Here is a 17610-nt window from a genome sequence, read left to right as displayed (position 1 = left end):
TTGTCGCCCTTCGGTCGGTTTATATGTATAGTTCAATCACATCAGTATTTGGCATGGAAGTTGGCGTTGAGCCATTCCTCTATCTCGGCTTCATCGTAAATGGTCTTGCCTCCTATTTTATAATAGGGAATTATGTTGGCGTTACGGAAGTTCTGGAGGGTGCGGCGGTGTAATGACAGTCGTTTTGACAATTCCTTGTCTTCGATGAAGAATCTCCCGGCAAGCGGTGGTCGGATATTCGGGGATATCGCCTCAAACATTTCTGCCAGTTCCCTTGCCTGAGCATAGAATGTCATCACGCTGGGATGGCGTTTGGTGATAATATCATCTGTCATAGGCATCCTCCGGCTTCCATCCGGTTGTCGTCAAGATAACGCCCTATCTCAGCTTCGCTGAACAGACAGTTTCCTCCCGGCTCTTGAAAGAAGCCAATCTTTCCGCTTGATTTCAGTGTCTGGAGTTGCCGGACTGTGATACACATGGCGTTTGCTGCCGCGTATGATGTGAGCCATTTTCCGGAACCAGCGGGAGGATGAAGCAGTTTCCACATGCGGCTCACCATTGTGTGAAGGAACTGCATGGACTTCACCATGTCCTCGAACACCTCCTTGTCTATTTCGATTGTCTGCATAGGCAATACTATTTTATGAATATATCTTGGCGGCTTTGGCGGAGAATGTCACTCCGAAACGGTTGTCGATTACCAACGATTCGCAGAACTTGCGGCCTTTGCGGTCGATGAAGCCGTAGATGGGCGATGTGTACTTGTATCGTACAAGCTGCTCGATGTCCTTGTCGGTCAGGTCGTAGCCGTGGAAGTGGCGCGGAATTGAGAAGCCACAGCACTCACAGGCTATTGTCGCCGGAAAGGCGGTCAGTCCGTGATTGCCGCATTTAGGGCAGGTATAGCCCGAAATTTTGCTGGCAAAGGACTTCTTGTCGGTGATGAGCGAGAGAATAAGGGGATGAATCCAACTTTCATACTCCCGCATTACCGGCTTGGTGGGCTTGCGGTTCTCCGCGAGTGCGTCAACCTCGTCAATCTGGCTGATGAACTTGCCGATGTCGGCAAGTTCGAGGTGGCCGGCGTGCGAAAGGAGTACACGCGCCTTCTCTGTCGGCTCGATGTCGCCAAGAAGATACTTTACGAATCCGTTGTCGATGAGACGCTGGAGGCAGGCTCCGCAGTCGCGGTAGCTGCTCACGGGAAGAAGCAAGGGTGTATCACCACCTGTGTTAACCAGTTCATTGAGGTCGTGCAGAAATGTTGCGGCGGTCAGGGTTTCGGGTGAGTGCTCCGAGAACGAGTAGATGCTCACACCTGAGATTGTAAATTCTATATTACCCGTTACACATTCCGCATCATCGGGCAGTTCGGCTGTGCCAAAAAGACCGACACCTTCGATATTTGCCGCGATTCCCACCTCTATACATCTTGCTGAGTCAAAAGCCATTTCTGTACGGATGTTGATGAGTTCATACACACGCTGCTCGTCGTCGCTGAGAAAAAGAGGTGTACGCTCGGTAGTGATGATTCCGTGGCAGTAAGGTATCTGCTCTTCGGGGCAGAACGGGAACGCCTTTGCCTCAGGAAAGCGACGCTCGACGTGACGCTTCAGGTGATAAGGCAGTGAGGTGACAGAGCTGCGAGGCGATGAAATAAGTCCTTTCTCGAACAGAATGTCTGCGGCCGCCATTGTGCGGGCGGGCAGGAATCCCAGTTCATCGATGGCAACCTCCTGAAGAGTCGCCATATTGAGCAATTCGTGTCGCCATTCCACCTTTGGGTTGACCTCTACAACCTCAGCCATGACTGTTTTGCCGTTCATTTTCATGAGTTTCTCATAAACTTTCTGCGCGTCCGATTCCTTGCACCAGATTTCCGTGGGTACTAACTGCGCATCCTTTCCACCCCACTTGCCGGAGAGACCGACACCATAGCGGGTCTTCTTTGGGAGCTTGACTTTCATGTTGTCGTAGCTGTTGCAAAGGAGCCAGAGCGCGGCGATGTCCATACGCTCCATCGGGAACGACTGCTTGCCATACATCTGGGCGAAAGCCTGTTCCACATTGGCACGGAACAGAAAGTTCATTCCGTGGTGAACGAAACCGGAGCGGGCTATACGTGTGATGTTGCGGCCTGACTCGCGGTTACGGTAGGCATAGGTTATCGCCCGGTTGCTCAGTGTGGTCAGCCACATGCGGCTGGTACGGCGTCCGGCTTTTGCTGCCTGATATAGAATAGCGAATAGAGCCTGAGCCTCACTTCCGTTGTTTGAGGCGAAGATGACCTCTGCGGCCTGTTCGACAAGAGCCTGAAGCCTGACGACCGTGCTTTTGTCCTCGTCGCTGACCTTGAATTTACCGCCCACATTGTCAGCACGGATACCGTACAGGTATCTCTTGGGGATAAAAGGGAGCGTCTTGATGAAGTCGCTGCCGCCGGCGTAATACTGAAACGGAGCCGGCTCGACGAGACTGGGCTCGACGGAGGTGATGACGATGCTGCCGGTGTCGTTGGTATAGTCGCCGTTTTCATTACGGTCGGAGCAGTTGAGGGCGCGGGATACAGCGAAGGCGATTTGAGCGGAGTTTGAGATTACGAGATTCATAATATTATTTATTTTATTGATTATTACTTGCTTGAATTATTGAAAGAGGTTTGAAAAAGACATGGGAAGGGTCTGCCTCCCCATGTCGGTGAAGAGGACAGCCATTAGAGAATGGCAGGTATTATGTCAGTCGGGGATTATAATTTCGGTCCCTTCAGTCTGAGCTGCTGCTCTTGCTGCTGTTCGTTCTTGGGAGCCGTCTGACCCCTCTGGAGCGGGTCTGTGATGTTTTTCGTAGCCTCATTGGTCTTCCCCTGATTGTTCACGGCATACTGTGTCTTGCTTTCTTCGGCCACACCGACAACATTCTTGTTGTCGGCATAGTGATATTCAGTGACCGGACGCTGTTTCTCCTTGTTGAACTGGAGAAATACCGTGCAGGGCTGACCCTGCTTGTCAGTGACATTTACCATCTCGATCTTTTTACCGGCCATATAGTCAGCAATCTGCTGTTCTGTGAAATGTGTAGAACCCCACTTGGTAATACGTTTGGGGTTGCCATCAGAATCAACCCATGTATTACGTTGTTGTGTCTCTCCGGACTGCTCCTGTTTGAGCGACTGCGTGCGGACGAACTCGACATCACACTTGTCGGCATTATACTGGAGGTCGCTGGTAAACTTGCGTCCGTTGTTCAGCTCGATTTCCTTACCATGTACCACGCCGCCGTCTTTCAGGATACCTATCTCTTTCATCGAAAGCTCGGTCTTGCCGATGTGGTTCTTTATAAAGATTTTATCCACAGGCATGGCCTCGATTTCGTTGGTAAGACGGTCAACGCTGACCAGACATTTCTTCATCTCCCCTGTCATGGGGTCGGCAAGTTCCACAACTTTGCCGAGGTTGCCGGTTTTGAGAAGCTGCTCCTTATCTTCTTTCGAGAACTCGTAGCCACGGAAGGGAACATCGAGTTTGGGCTCGTTCTTGATGAAGTGTGGCGCAAGGGTAAAACTTCCGTCGGGCTGCTCCTTGAAGGAGAGGCGGGCATCGAGAGTGAATTTCTCATCGCCGAACTGCGGAGTAACAGTAAAGAGCTGAGGCGACTTGTGATTATAGAGCATCGACTGGAGTGCGCCGGACTGTTCGAGTGTCTCCCGCTTAACGCCCCACTGCTGTTCGATGGTGGCCCAGTCAATCCTGTTGGGGTCAACGGGTGTCGCCTTGGCTGCGGTGGTTGTCACTTCCTGACTGGTCTGCACAGATTCCTGTTCTGGCTTAGGCTCTGCTTCCGGTTCCTGCTGTACTTCCGTCGTGGTCTGTTCCTGTGCCGGAGTCTGTTCTTGTGTCTGAGCCACAGGCTTCACCTCAACCTCGTAAGGCTTGAGCATCTCGCCGTTTGACGCCGGGTCTTGGATTAGGTCGGCCATTGCCGGAGCGATAGCGTCATAGCGGTCGGCAGGGAGTTTGAAGAAGCCGAACAGCGATGGATTCTGCACCTGACGGATGAAATTGGAGATGAACGCCTCGATGGGGTTCTGGTTTTTGTTGAACTTAACGAGATCGCTCAACTTGGCAGTCTTGGCGTCTGCCATCTTCGGGGTGCCGTCGGGGTTCTGACCGACGACTGCGCCTACCTGTCCCGTCTCGTTGTTGCGGGCAATCAGCACTTCCTGTTCCTGGATATTTTCCATAAACTTATATAGGGGGATTTTATGGCACCTTAGCTGGTGCCGAGGTTATTGAATCTTTCATTGCGGAGTTTTCTACGCTCCATTCCTTCCGGGCTGCGTGAACTGACAAATGTACGGTCGATATATTCCTGCACCTGATGCTCGTAGTGGAATACCACTGAGCCGTCCTTGCTGATCATATACTCGATTTCATCGTCAGCCCTTAGTTGTCGGATTTTTCTCACGCTGAAGCCGAATAGCTTCATCACATGCTCGGTGAGATAAATCATGCGGCCGTTGATTGAAAGTATCGGAGGCTCTTTCTTCTTCATCATGCACCTGAGCATCTCAAGCATGATTCTTATCGAGGCCTTGGCAAACTTCGGGAATGTTCCCACATCGTTATAGTCAATTTCAGTTTTCTTCATTTTGCGTTTCGTTTTCGATTACGATGCAAAATTAGCGAGCCTGCTACCCCACGACGGGAGAGTACCCCAAAACACTATTATTTCAAATTTTATCTAATTGATAATAAAGCATATATAATTTAAACAGGCTGATTTTTGGGGTATTAACCTTATATAATTATTTGAAAAACAGGCGATTTATGGACTTCAAAAGTATGTCTGAACAGGGTTTGAATGGAAAATGTCGTTTGTCGCGTCACATTGAGGCATTGCGAGGCTACCGAGTACCATAGTATCCGGAAATAATGATTGAGTCTTTGAGTATGATTTTCTTTGCAGTGTGAAAGTATTCACGCCCTAAAATTTCCCCCACACTTTTTATGAAAAGAAAGAATGATGGCCGGGGCTATGACCTCGACTATTATAATCTGTATCTGCGCCGTTACCTGACGGTGCACCATTTCCCCGAAGCTGATGATGACCTGCTGATTGCCGCACGCGCCGAAGCTGCGACTGACACCTATGTGGAATCAAGGCTGGACGGGGATGAAGTCTTTGTGTCCTCCGAGAAAGCCATTGCCCGTCTGCTTGATGGCTTTGAGATTTCGCCATACGATTTTGTAAGCGGCATACTTGCAGACGAATTTTCAGACCATATTTCTCTCGATGAACGTTCCATCGAATTCTGGACTTATACGCTACTGGAAGAATTGCAGCAGGAGTTCAAGGATGTGGAACTGAGCGAGGAATACCTCAACACCAACGAAGGTGTGATTTTCAAACTGGTAATCACCGGTAGGATTACCGAATATTTCGACGAATATGGCCTTTAACCGTTTACAGACCATGCGCGACAACATCGAGGCTATCAGGCTTGTCCTGAAGCTCGGTGTTGCCGGACGCACAGCGCAGACTCCCGAAGAGCGAGAGATACTGCGCAAGTATGCCGGGTTCGGTGGGCTGAAGTGTATTCTCAACGATGCCAACGAGTTGGCGGATGCAGCCAAGTGGAGCAAGTCGGATATTGAATTGTTCGCACCTACGGTTGAACTGCGTCGCCTTATCCACGACTATTCGCATGACGACAAGGAGTTTAACCGCTATATGGAGTCGCTGAAAGCGTCAACGCTGACGGCTTTCTATACGCCACAGCCGATTGTTGACGCCGTTTCCGACGCGCTGAAAGATGCCGGGGTCGATGTCAAAAAATTTCTTGAACCGTCTGCCGGACAGGGTGCTTTTATAGACTCATTCCTGCGGAATGACAAATATCCCGGTGCCGAAGTCCTTACATATGAAAAGGATTTACTCACAGGCAAGATTCTGTCAGCCCTGCACCCGTCTATTCTGACCCGAATAGAGGGCTTCGAGAAGATAGAAAGTGATTTCAACGGATACTTCGATGTCGCAGCCTCTAATATTCCTTTCGGTGATTTTGCAGTTGCAGACCCTGCTTATGCCGTAAGTAAGGAGATTGGCTACCGTCAAGCGGCTAAGTCGTTGCACAATTATTTCTTTCTCAAAGGTCTTGACCAAGTGAGAGAGGGAGGTCTGACTGCCTTTATCACATCGCAGGGTGTGATGAACGCTGCCTCGCCTTTCATAAGAATGGAGCTTGTGAAACAGGCAGACCTTGTGGCGGCATTACGTCTTCCTAATAACACATTCTCCGAGAATGCCGGAACTGATGTGGGTAGCGACCTCATTATATTGCAGAAGCACACAGGGAAGAAGTCATTGTCGGCTGATGAAGAATTTTTCATTCAGTCTGTGGTTGACCGTGGTACAAAGGTGCCGGGAAACAAATTCTTTCAGGCGTTTCCGCAGAATGTAATCTGTACCAACGCAAAGGTGGGTACTGACCAGTATGGAAAACCGGCTATCGTGTACCACCATGATGACGGCATCGATGGCATTGCCGAGGATTTGCGAAAGGCACTTGACGAGTCGTTGCATCTACGCCTTAATATAGAACTGTATAATTCCATCGGTATCAAACCGCCTACGCCTGACCCGGTTGCTCCAACTCCTACGCCTAAACAGGAGGCTAAGGCAGAAAAGAAGTCGAGCCTCACCAATACACCTCTGATGCAACAGTATCAGGAGATGAAAAAGAAACATCCCGATGCTGTACTGCTGTTTAGAGTGGGCGATTTCTATGAGATTTTTGGCGAGGATGCGGTAAAAGCGTCGGAGATTTTAGGTATTACACTCACCCGCAGAGCCAACGGCAGTGACAAATATATAGGGCTTGCCGGATTTCCACATCACGCGCTCGACACATACCTGCGTAAGCTCGTAAGAGCCGGGCAACGTGTGGCTATCTGTGAGCAGCTCGAAGACCCGAAGCTGACAAAGACCGCCAAGCAAAAGGTAGTAGAGATTGTTACGCCCAATGCCGAAATACAGAAGGTTGAGCAATCCGAGAGTGTGCCATCTACACCCATTCCGGAACAGGCGAAGGAAATAGAAACCGACGGCGGCCCGGATTATTCCGACAATCCCGACCCGCGTCTGTTCGCCTATAACCTTTTCGGAGAACTGGAGCCGAGGGACGCGCCAAAACACCAGCGTCCCGCCGTGCCAAAGAAAGAGAAGGAGGAAAAGCCGGTCGAGAAACCAAAACCGTGGGCTGACTCCAAACCGTTGCCAACAAATAAATTCCGACCGCTCACTGACAAGGAGCTGGAGTTTTACGGTTCTCTGAACTGGGACGATAATCCGCCTATCAACGGGTTCTACGAGGCCATGATGTCAATCGCATACGCCCAGCTTGCAGAGCGTGAGCGTCAGGCGGCTGAAAAAGAAGCTGACAAGGATTATAAATCCGAAACTATCTTCGAGGGCGGCACTGTCATCGAGAAAACCGAGGGCTACTTCATTCCCGGCAGACAGCCAAGAGTGGCGGCGCAAAAGCCGGAGAAGGCCGAGGTGGATATGTCGCCCCGTCCTTTCTCGGAGGATATTCAGTTCTTCCACCACAACGGCAGCATGGTCGTTCAGGACGGCATGGTGGGCTTTCTCTCGGAAGTACGCAAGAATGGTGCTACATTCAATCCATTGGAATTGAAGCCGGAACAGACGAAGCGCGCCATGCTCTATGTAACGCTGTCGGAAACGTATCAGCAACTCTACAACTATGAAGCTGAGACCCATGAACCTTCGGAACATCTGCGCGAACACCTCAATCAGTATTATGATGAGTTTGTGGAGAAATACGGCAACCTAAATGAGAAAAAGAATGTGAAATTTATTTTGATGGACGCCAATGGCAGGGATGCTCTTGCATTAGAGCGCGGCGAGAATGGTCGGTTTGTCAAGGCTGACATTTTCGACCATCCGGTGTCGTTTGCCGTTGACGAGGTGACTTCGGTGGATACACCGTTGGAGGCACTGACCGCATCGCTCAATAAATACGGTGTAGTCAACCTTGAATATATGTCATCGCTTGTGGATATGGATGAGGATTCATTGGTAGATAACCTTGAAGGCCACATATATTATAATCCGCTTGTCAGCAGCTATGAGGTCAAAGACCGTTTTATCGCCGGAAATGTAGTGGCAAAAGCTGGTAATGTCAGGGCATGGATTAACCATGAGGAAGAACGGATAAAAGACTTCCCCGGATATGACGGCGTAGAGCCATTTATCGCCTTGTCGAAAGATTCGCTCAAAGCGTTGGAGGATGCCCGGCCGCGCCGCATCGAGTTCGACGAGCTGGATTTCAACTTCGGTGAGCGATGGATTCCAACGGGTATCTACTCCGCCTATATGTCATATCTCTACCATACAGATGTGAAGATTGCCTATTCTGCCTCTATGGATGAATACTCGGCGGTGGCATCGAGAAAGAACATGACCATCTGGGAGGAATTCTGCGTCAGGGGTCACTACCGTACCTACGACGGCATGAACCTATTGAAACACGCCCTTCATAACACTATTCCTGACATAAAAAAGTCGGCGGGCAAGGACGAGGACGGTCATGATATAAAAGTGCCTGACAACGAGGCTATCCAACTTGCCAATACCAAGATTGACGAGATACGAAATGGCTTCTCAGAATGGCTTGAAGCACAAAGCCCGGAGTTCAAGGAAAAACTTGTTGACCTTTATAATAATAAGTTCAACTGTTTCGTCCGTCCGCAGTATGACGGCAGCCATCAGACATTCCCTGACCTCAATATGAAAATATTGGGTGACCGGTATGGAATCCACTCTATCTATCAAAGTCAGATGGACTGTATATGGATGCTGAAACAGAATGGCGGTGGCGTGTGTGATCATGAGGTGGGGACGGGTAAAACGCTGATAATGTGCATTGCAGCACATGAAATGAAGCGTCTTGGACTGGCTCACAAGCCAATGATTATCGGGCTGAAAGCCAACGTAGCCGAGATTGCCATGACCTATCAGAGTGCCTATCCAAATGCCCGGATACTGTTCGCCGATGAAAAGAGTTTCAAGGCTGACAACCGCGTCAATTTCTTCAATCAGATCAAGAACAACGATTATGACTGCGTGATAATGTCGCACGACCAGTTTGGCAAGATCCCGCAGTCGCCGGAAATGCAGCAGCAAATCCTTCAGGCGGAGCTTAACACAGTTGAAGAAAACCTCGAAGTGCTGAAACAGCAGGGCCACGACATCAGCCGTGGTATGCTCAAAGGTCTAATCAAGCGAAAAGAGAATCTTACCGCCAAGATAGCGACCATTCAGTATCAGATGGAGCAGAACAAGGATGCTGTCGTTGACTTCAAGCAGATGGGCATCGACCATATTTTTGTTGACGAGTCACACCAGTTCAAGAACCTGATGTTCAATACAAGGCACGACCGTGTGGCGGGTCTCGGCAACAGTGAAGGTAGCCAGAGGGCACTCAACCTGTTGTATGCAATCCGTACCATTCAAGAGAGAACCGGTAAGGATTTGGGCGCGACTTTTCTCAGTGGCACTACCATATCCAATTCATTGACGGAGCTGTATTTGCTTTTCAAATATCTCCGTCCGAATGAGCTTGAAAGGCAGGACATCCGATGCTTTGACGCGTGGGCGGCAATCTTTGCAAAGAAGACTACCGACTTTGAGTTCAATGTCACAAATAATATTGTGGCAAAAGAGCGATTCAGGTATTTCATCAAGGTGCCGGAACTTGCGGCGTTCTACAATGAGATTACCGACTACCGCACGGCGGAGGATGTTGGTGTTGACCGACCGGAGAAACATGAGATTCTCCATAATATTCCACCGACACTGGCGCAGGAGGCGTTCATCGAGAAACTGATGAAGTTTGCCGAGAGTGGCGATGCCACTATACTCGGCAGAGCACCACTTTCCGAAACGGAGGAAAAGGCGAAAATGCTAATTGCCACGGACTATGCCCGCAAGATGGCTCTTGATATGCGCATGATTGACCCCAACGCTGAGGATGATCCTAACAACAAGGCTTCACACTGCGCCAAGATGATTGCAGAATACTATCGCAGGTATGATGCGCAGAAAGGTACACAGTTTGTTTTCAGCGATCTCGGAACTTACAAGCCCGGCGAATGGAACGTCTATTCCGAAATCAAGCGAAAGCTGATTGAAGATTATGGTATTCCGGCACATGAAATCAGGTTTATACAAGAGTGTAAAACCGAAAGGTCGAGAAAGGCAGTCATCGAGGCTATGAACAGTGGCGATGTGCGTGTTCTTTTCGGTTCTACAAGTATGCTCGGAACAGGCGTAAATGCTCAGCGTAGAGCGGTTTGTCTTCATCATTTGGATACGCCGTGGCGTCCCTCTGACCTCACACAGAGGGACGGCAGAGCCATACGAGCCGGCAACGAGACTGCCAAGTTATATGCTGACAATAAGGTTGATGTAATCATCTATGCGGTTGAGAAGTCGCTGGATTCCTACAAGTTCAATCTTCTTCACTGCAAAGCGACATTTATAGACCAGCTCAAATCCGGCGCACTCGGAGCTCGTACCATCGACGAGGGTGCAATGGACGAGAAGAACGGCATGAACTTCTCGGAGTATATGGCTATTCTCAGTGGTAACACCGACCTTCTTGAAAAGGCTAAACTTGAAAAGCGTATCGCGGCACTGGAATCTGAGCGCAAAGCCCACAACAAGGGCATTTCAGATTCCAAGTTCAGGCTCCAGACCATCAGTCACGACATCGCAAACAACGAGGCTGCAATCAGTCGCATGAAGGAGGACGCTGCCCGTTATCAGTCGGTCGTACAGCGAGACAAAGACGGCAACCCCGTCAACAATCTCACCATAGATACCTGCAACCTCTCTGACGAGAAGAATATGGGTATCCATCTGCAAGGTCTGGCGCAGCGTACCGACACTCATGGTCAGTATCAGCGTGTCGGCGAGGTCTATGGTTTCCCCATCAGCATCATCTCGGAGCGTAATCTTGTTGACGGCAAGGAGACCGTTCAAAACCGCTTTGTGGTCGAAGGCAACTACAAATACAAGTTCAACAACGGATTCATTGCCATGAGCGACACTCACGCCGCCTGTATGAACTTCGTTAACGCACTGGAGAAGATACCCGGCATCATCGAGCAGTATGAGGAACGCACCGCCAGACTCAAAGCCGACGTTCCCCAGCTCGAAGCAATCATCGCCAAGACATGGGGAAAGGAGGACGAGTTAAAGCAACTCAAATCCGAACTCGCCGCCCTCGACCGCAAAATAACCGCTGAGTTAGCTCCGAAAAGAGAGGAACAGAACGGCGAGGAAATCATACCGACCACCCCACAACAATCCGCCAACATCGCCCCCCCCCGCAATCCACAAAACGACAAGAGGATAAATCCTCTCTCGTTGCCGAACCACGGCATAAATACAATGGATATATTCGAGTATGATAGTAAAGTCTATATGGGATAATTGTCCTATATGGACTTTTTTATGCAATATTTCGGACATTTAATGACACAAATGAGTATTGGGGATGTATTATTCTAATCTGTGGCGCATTATGTCTAATATTCACATTCTTAGTTATTGCATGTGTGATTAATTTTGCAGATATAATGTTTAACTTAAATTTAAGCAAATGAAAACAGTAACAATTGGAAAACCCTTAATGGGTATCTTGATGATTCTGTTAACAATTGCTCTCTTTGGTTGTCAAGACCAAGTTGAAGAGCCATTATTTACAGAATCGGATCAGATGGCAGATATGCCACTGAGCCGTTCGACCTCTGGAGACCTTCCGTTTCTTCAAGGCGCGGATTTGTCTTACGTTAATGAGTTGCAGGATGGAGGTGTCAACTATATCAAGGATGGCAACTCTGTAGATCCGTATAATCTTATAAAGAGTTTCGGAGCAAATCTTGTGCGTGTCCGTCTTTGGCATAATCCCACATGGACAAACTATTCAACTCTTTCTGATGTTAAACGCAGTATCCGACGTGCTAAAAACGAGGGAATGAATGTCCTTTTGGATTTTCATTATTCCGATGCTTGGACGGATCCGCAGACAAACATTGTTCCTGAAGCATGGCGTCCTGTAGTTAAATATTCAGATATACTTGCCGATTCTGTTTATAACTACACCTATCGCATTCTGGGACACTTGAATGCTACAAATCTGCTTCCAGAATTGGTACAGATTGGAAATGAAACTAACAACTCAATAATGGTGGCAGACAATGCAGATCTTATACCTACAAATTATGTTAGAAACACAAAGCTTTTTAATGCAGGTTTGCAGGCAGTAGCCGATTTTAATCGGAATAACGCAAAAAATATCAAGACTGTTCTTCATGTAGCAATGAATCCAAATGATGCCATGTTCTGGGTAGCCAACCATAAGAAATATGGATTAAAAGAATTCGATATGCTTGGGGTCTCATATTATCCTCAATGGCAAGATTATACACCAGCACAATTAGGGGAGTTCGCATCGAATCTGTATTCAACTTATGGAGTAAGACTGTTTGTGGCGGAAACGGGGCAGATATGGACTCGTGCATGGAATGACCAGAATATTAATCTCATGAGTAAGATGTGTATAGGATATCCGAATACGCCATGTCCTCAACTACAAAAAGATTTTATTGTGGAAATAAAAGAGGCTTTGCTTGCTAATGGAGGTGCAGGATATTGTGTTTGGGAACCATTCTGGGTGTCAGCAGACAATCAAACCCTTTGGGGTGTTGGCTCAAATTGGGAGAATGTGGCATTCTTTGATTTCAACAATAATCTGCTTCCTCATAGTGGTATCGAAGCTTATGGAGATTTCAACGTTAAAGTTACTTTTGAGGTGAATATGTGGAATGCGGGCAGTGAGACCAAAGGCTATATTACGGGAGACTTCACCGATGATGGCTTTGGCAATTGGCAGATAATCCCGATGAAACAAGCAGCCGAAGGTTCTTCAGTATATTATTTTGACACATATCTATGTAGGAATCAAACAGGAAAATATTATTTCCTTTCCGATTCCACTTGGACGAGTCAAGAATATATCGGAGGCTATAAGCAAGATCGATATTACAATGTTAACACCTCGGACAAATGGCAGAAATTCGCTAAAAATTTTGGAGAGGAATAGCTATATAACAATAGTTCGGTAAAATTTGCATATTCAATTGAATATCAATAAGATGCAATAACAATTCAATATCAATGCAAACTATTGTGTATCAGTGCGATACAGCTATGCCTGCTCAAAAATTACCGAACTGTTGTATATAACGTAACTCAAAATAATAAGTATCCCCCTTCTTCGCCATACTGCAATATAGCAGAAAGTGGACAAGAAGAGGGATTTTTCTTATTGAAGTCCGATTTGTTGCATTTAATGTCTGGTTTGTAATAGCGTACTAATCTTATTTATTAAGCCTATTACCTTAAAAATTAGTAATTTTGCATTATCAAATATCTCCAGAAAGCATGGCTATAAAAAACCTTAAGTTTAAATTGCATAGACTGGTTGTCTTAATAATGATAGCCTGCATATCGCATTATGTATCATCCGCGCCACAAATGCCTGAGTCTGAATTGTCGTGGAAGAATGTTGCCGTAGAGGGCAAAAAGACTGCCGTGTTCAGTCTTTTTAGTGACAACCGAGGTATTATGTGGCTTGGGACAAATAGAGGTCTATATTTTTATGATGGAGTTACCACCCATCCCGTGGGGGAAAATGAACTGTTCGGCACTCAGATATATTCCATCGTCGAAAAAGATAATAACCTGTTTTTGGGCAGTAACAATGGATTGCTTGTGTATGATTATTCTTCTGGAACCGTAAAGCATTATCCGTCAAATACCCCAAAGGAAATTCGGTCTTTACTACTTGCTGATGATGGACTTTGGATAGGAAGCCTAAATGGAGTATTTCGATTGAATTTGTCAAATAATGAACTTACCAATCTCTCTGCCGGCCTCCCTCATAAATCAGTGTATTCCTTATTGCGCGATAGCCGTGGAATTTTATACGTCGGGACTTACAATGGACTTGCCAGATGGAACACCCAATCAGGATCATTCCATACAGTGAGAGCCAAGATGGATAAATCAATGTCGGGCTCTCTATTCGTCAACTGTCTCCTTGAATCCGAAGATGGAGAAAGTATCTATATTGGCGGAGAAGGATTCTTATATAGATATACTCCTTCCAGTGAAAGTTGGAATAAAATTATTGATATTGGAAATAACAATGTTAAAAGTCTGACAAAAAGCGATAATGGACATATACTTATAGGCACTGACAATGGTGTCTTTGAGATGTTCAATGATACTATTCGACACTATCGCCATGATTCAAGACATGAATTGAGCCTAGCAGACAACGAGATTTGGTGTATTTATGCGGATTTACAACATAATATATGGACAGGTCATGAGCGTGGATTTTCTATGGCTTCAAACTCCACATCTATTCGTACTATAAAACTTAGTACTTTAGCAAATTCTGGGGAGGGAAACGAAATACATGTGATTCATCGTGACAGCAAAGATAATTTATGGTTGGCCGGGACTAATGGTGTCATCAAATTATCAGATGGCTCAAAACCTTGTTGGTATCAGCATTCAGCGACACCTAATTCACTATCGCACAACCGCATTCGTTCCATTTTGGAAGATAGCGAAAATCAGATATGGCTTGCCACTGATGCGGGCATAAATAGATTTAACGAGGATGCGAATAATTTTGATGTGTTTCACATAATAGATGAGAACGGGGAGCATAACTCAAACTGGGTCTATGCTTTGATTGAGGACGGTGACTATTTTTGGACGGGAAGTTTTCTAAACGGGCTCCATTCTATAAGTAAATCCAAATTAAAGGATAAAGGCGGCATTATCATCTCTGACTACTCTTTGAACGCGGAAACAGAGTTTCCAGATGGCAAGGCATTGTCAAACAATCTCGTAAATAATATAATAAAAGACGGTAGAGGAAATATCTGGATACTCTTGTTTCGGGACAATATGCTTACAAAATTCAATCCTGACACAAAAACTCTTCAACGATTTGATATTTTCAATTTAACAGGGGGGTATCCCACGAATATGTCAATTGATAGACAAGGACGTATTTGGTGTGCATATAAGGGCGGTGTGATCATTTTCAATAAAAATGACAGCTATGAGATAATAAAATTCCCTTATACCAACAGCGATGAGACTATTTTGGCTTTGGGGCAAGTAGGAGAAGGCATGTGGGTCTCGACTCAAAACAACGTATGGAGTATTGACGGTCATTCATTGAACACCGCTCTTTTACCTATACCTCAGAAATCATATACCGCAGTTTACGAAGATACCGTAAACAATAAAGTTTACCTTGGCGGTACTGATGAAATTCTTGAGGTTGACAAATCTATCATAGGTAATGGTTTCGATTTTAAGTCGATAAAGATGGTTTTGAATGACAGAGGTACAGGGCTTCTGAATTTGTCGGATATAGAAGGAGGTTGCAAGAAACTAGACATTCCGTATGGCGGGAGCTTTACCCTTGTAGTAAGCACATTGAATTATTCACCCGAATCCATACAGCGTTATATGTACAAACTTACAGATTCACCTGATGATACTGTTGGTGAATGGATTGTAATGCCGGAAGGAGCGAATAGCATCTCGTTTTCCGATTTGAAAATGGGAGACTATACTCTTTTGGTGAAAACCGTGGGTTCTCCAATAAGCCCAATTGCAATTCCAATAACAGTCAATCCCCCATTGCTGATGTCTTGGTGGGCGATATGTGTTTACATCCTAATTGCCTTCTTCTCCGTCTATTGGATTATATGGTTTACCCGCAAGCGGAACCTTCGTTCTTTCCGTGAACAAGAACGTCAGGCAGCTTTGGAGAATGTTGAAAAGAAGCTAACTTTTCTTTCAACTATCTCTCACGATTTGAAAACACCACTTTCTATGATTCTTGGACCGGTCAGCCTCATGAAAGAGAAAGCCAAAGATGCCGAAAGTAAAAAAAGTCTTGAAACAATCTATGATAATGCAGTTCGCTTGAACAATATGATTCATCGGACACTTGAACTGCAACATCTTGAGGATACGGATGAAAATCTACTTATCATCTCAACTTTTGATGTAGTAGAGTTCTGTAAAGGAGTCTTTGAAGTTTTTCAAGAGAACAATCCCCAAAAGAAATTCATATTCCATTCATCATGTCCTCAATTACTAATAGAGGCTGATGCCGTGAAGTTTGAATCTGTGATCACTAATCTTTTGTCAAATGCCTGTAAGTATTCTGATGAGGGGGCTACTATTTCATTAGGTATCAGTTCCCGTGACAACGAAGTTGAAATCGTGGTTTCGGATGATGGCATAGGCATTGCCGATATAGACCAATCCCTTGTATTTCAACGTATGTTCCGCGCTCCATCAACATCAAAACTACACGAAGGCACAGGACTCGGTTTGTATCTTATAAAGAAATATCTGGAGTTGATGAAGGGCAATATCAATTTATACAGTAAGGAAGGACAGGGGACCTCTTTTGTCGTGACTTTGCCACTCTCGGAAAAAGTCCTGCCGATTTCAAATAAAAATAATTCCAATGAAGATAGTAATAAGGCGAAAGTTTTAGTGGTAGAAGATAATCTCCAAATTTCGTCATTCATTACGGAAGTCCTGAAGAATGATTATACATGCCTTGTGGCAGAGAATGGTCGTGCCGGACTCGCCATTGCCGCATCGTTTTTGCCGGACTTTATTATAGCTGATGAGATGATGCCAATCATGAGCGGTCTTGAAATGGTAAAACGTATGAAACAACATCCTCGACTATCATCCATCCCCATAATCATGTTGACGGCTAAATCTGACAATAAAACAGAGAATGAAAGTATTAAGTTAGGCATTGACGTGTTTATGACCAAGCCATTTGAGCCAACAGCACTACTTGGCCGTATAAAACAATTGTTAAAATCTCGAACTGAAATAAAGGAGAAAGTAAGAATTGAAACAATCACAGAGGCGGAAGTCAAGCCAATTGAGGCAGAGTCTATCAATGAAAAGTCTCTTGCAAAAATAGCAAAGATTATAGAAGAGAATATATCGGACCCAGATTTGAATGTCAACCAGCTTTGTGAAAAAAGTGGCATTCCCAATAAACAACTTTACCGATTGATTAAGAAATACATTGGGACTGCCCCATTGGATTATATCAGGAGTGTTAGGTTGCAGAAAGCGGCTGTGCTTCTAAGTCAGCATAGATTTACGGTATCTGAAATCAGCTATATGGTAGGATTCAAAACTCCCTCATACTTTGCGAAATGTTTTCAGAATCAGTTTGGTGTCAAGCCAAGCCAATACCAATCAGACGATGAGGCAATAGGCAAGAAACAAGACAATTAGACTCGTTTTGCCAATTTTCTTGTTATCAAGTCTTATTTGTTGCATCAATTGTCCGATAATTGAGAGCCCTGCATCTATCAATATTGTAATTTTGTAACCGACAACAGGTACATATTGATAGGTAAAAAGATTGTTTTTTTGTTT

9 protein-coding genes are annotated in these 17610 nt (G+C 45.9%); 4 read left to right on the top strand and 5 right to left on the bottom strand.

What is annotated here, in order from left to right; genetic code table 11:
* Positions 1–41: 41 nt before the first annotated feature.
* From NF347_RS03370 to NF347_RS03350, 5 genes are all read right to left on the bottom strand, one after another.
* Complete coding sequence (locus tag NF347_RS03370; RefSeq protein WP_160899725.1) at positions 42–335, bottom strand: helix-turn-helix domain-containing protein; 294 nt, start codon at positions 333–335, stop codon at positions 42–44.
* Positions 332–631, bottom strand: coding sequence for a hypothetical protein (locus NF347_RS03365; RefSeq protein WP_107037068.1), 300 nt, complete (start codon positions 629–631; stop codon positions 332–334). Before NF347_RS03365 ends, NF347_RS03370 begins: the two co-directional genes overlap by 4 nt.
* Positions 632–644: 13 nt before the next feature.
* Positions 645–2612 carry a DNA topoisomerase gene (locus NF347_RS03360; RefSeq protein WP_124076294.1) on the bottom strand — a complete coding sequence of 656 codons (1968 nt, stop codon included), beginning with the start codon at positions 2610–2612 and terminating at the stop codon, positions 645–647.
* Between the two features lie 137 nt (positions 2613–2749).
* Positions 2750–4243, bottom strand: a complete 1494-nt coding sequence (locus NF347_RS03355; RefSeq protein WP_306254321.1) for a DUF4099 domain-containing protein — start codon at positions 4241–4243, stop codon at positions 2750–2752.
* A 29-nt stretch (positions 4244–4272) separates the two neighbouring features.
* Positions 4273–4650, bottom strand: coding sequence for a hypothetical protein (locus NF347_RS03350; RefSeq protein ID WP_107681910.1), 378 nt, complete (start codon positions 4648–4650; stop codon positions 4273–4275).
* 359 nt (positions 4651–5009) lie between these two features.
* On the opposite strand from NF347_RS03350, the gene NF347_RS03345 reads away from it, so the two are divergent.
* From NF347_RS03345 to NF347_RS03330, 4 genes are all read left to right on the top strand, one after another.
* Positions 5010–5462 (top strand): DUF1896 family protein, encoded by a 453-nt coding sequence (locus NF347_RS03345; protein WP_107037090.1) that lies wholly within the window; start codon positions 5010–5012, stop codon positions 5460–5462.
* Positions 5452–11523: a MutS N-terminal domain-containing protein gene (locus NF347_RS03340; protein WP_306254320.1), complete on the top strand. Its 6072-nt coding sequence runs from the start codon at positions 5452–5454 to the stop codon at positions 11521–11523. The genes NF347_RS03345 and NF347_RS03340 overlap by 11 nt, the downstream gene beginning before the upstream one ends.
* Positions 11524–11692: 169 nt before the next feature.
* A complete protein-coding gene (locus NF347_RS03335) occupies positions 11693–13195 on the top strand; it encodes a glycoside hydrolase family 53 protein (protein WP_107037020.1) in 1503 nt (500 codons plus the stop codon).
* Between the two features lie 434 nt (positions 13196–13629).
* A complete protein-coding gene (locus NF347_RS03330) occupies positions 13630–17466 on the top strand; it encodes a two-component regulator propeller domain-containing protein (RefSeq protein ID WP_160899868.1) in 3837 nt (1278 codons plus the stop codon).
* Positions 17467–17610 lie beyond the last annotated feature (144 nt).

It is taken from the genome of Paramuribaculum intestinale, from assembly GCF_030759015.1.
In the GTDB taxonomy this organism is placed as follows: Bacteria; Bacteroidota; Bacteroidia; order Bacteroidales; family Muribaculaceae; genus Paramuribaculum; species Paramuribaculum intestinale.
Note: the sequence above shows the minus strand (reverse complement) of the source record. Positions and strands in the feature narration are given on the sequence as shown.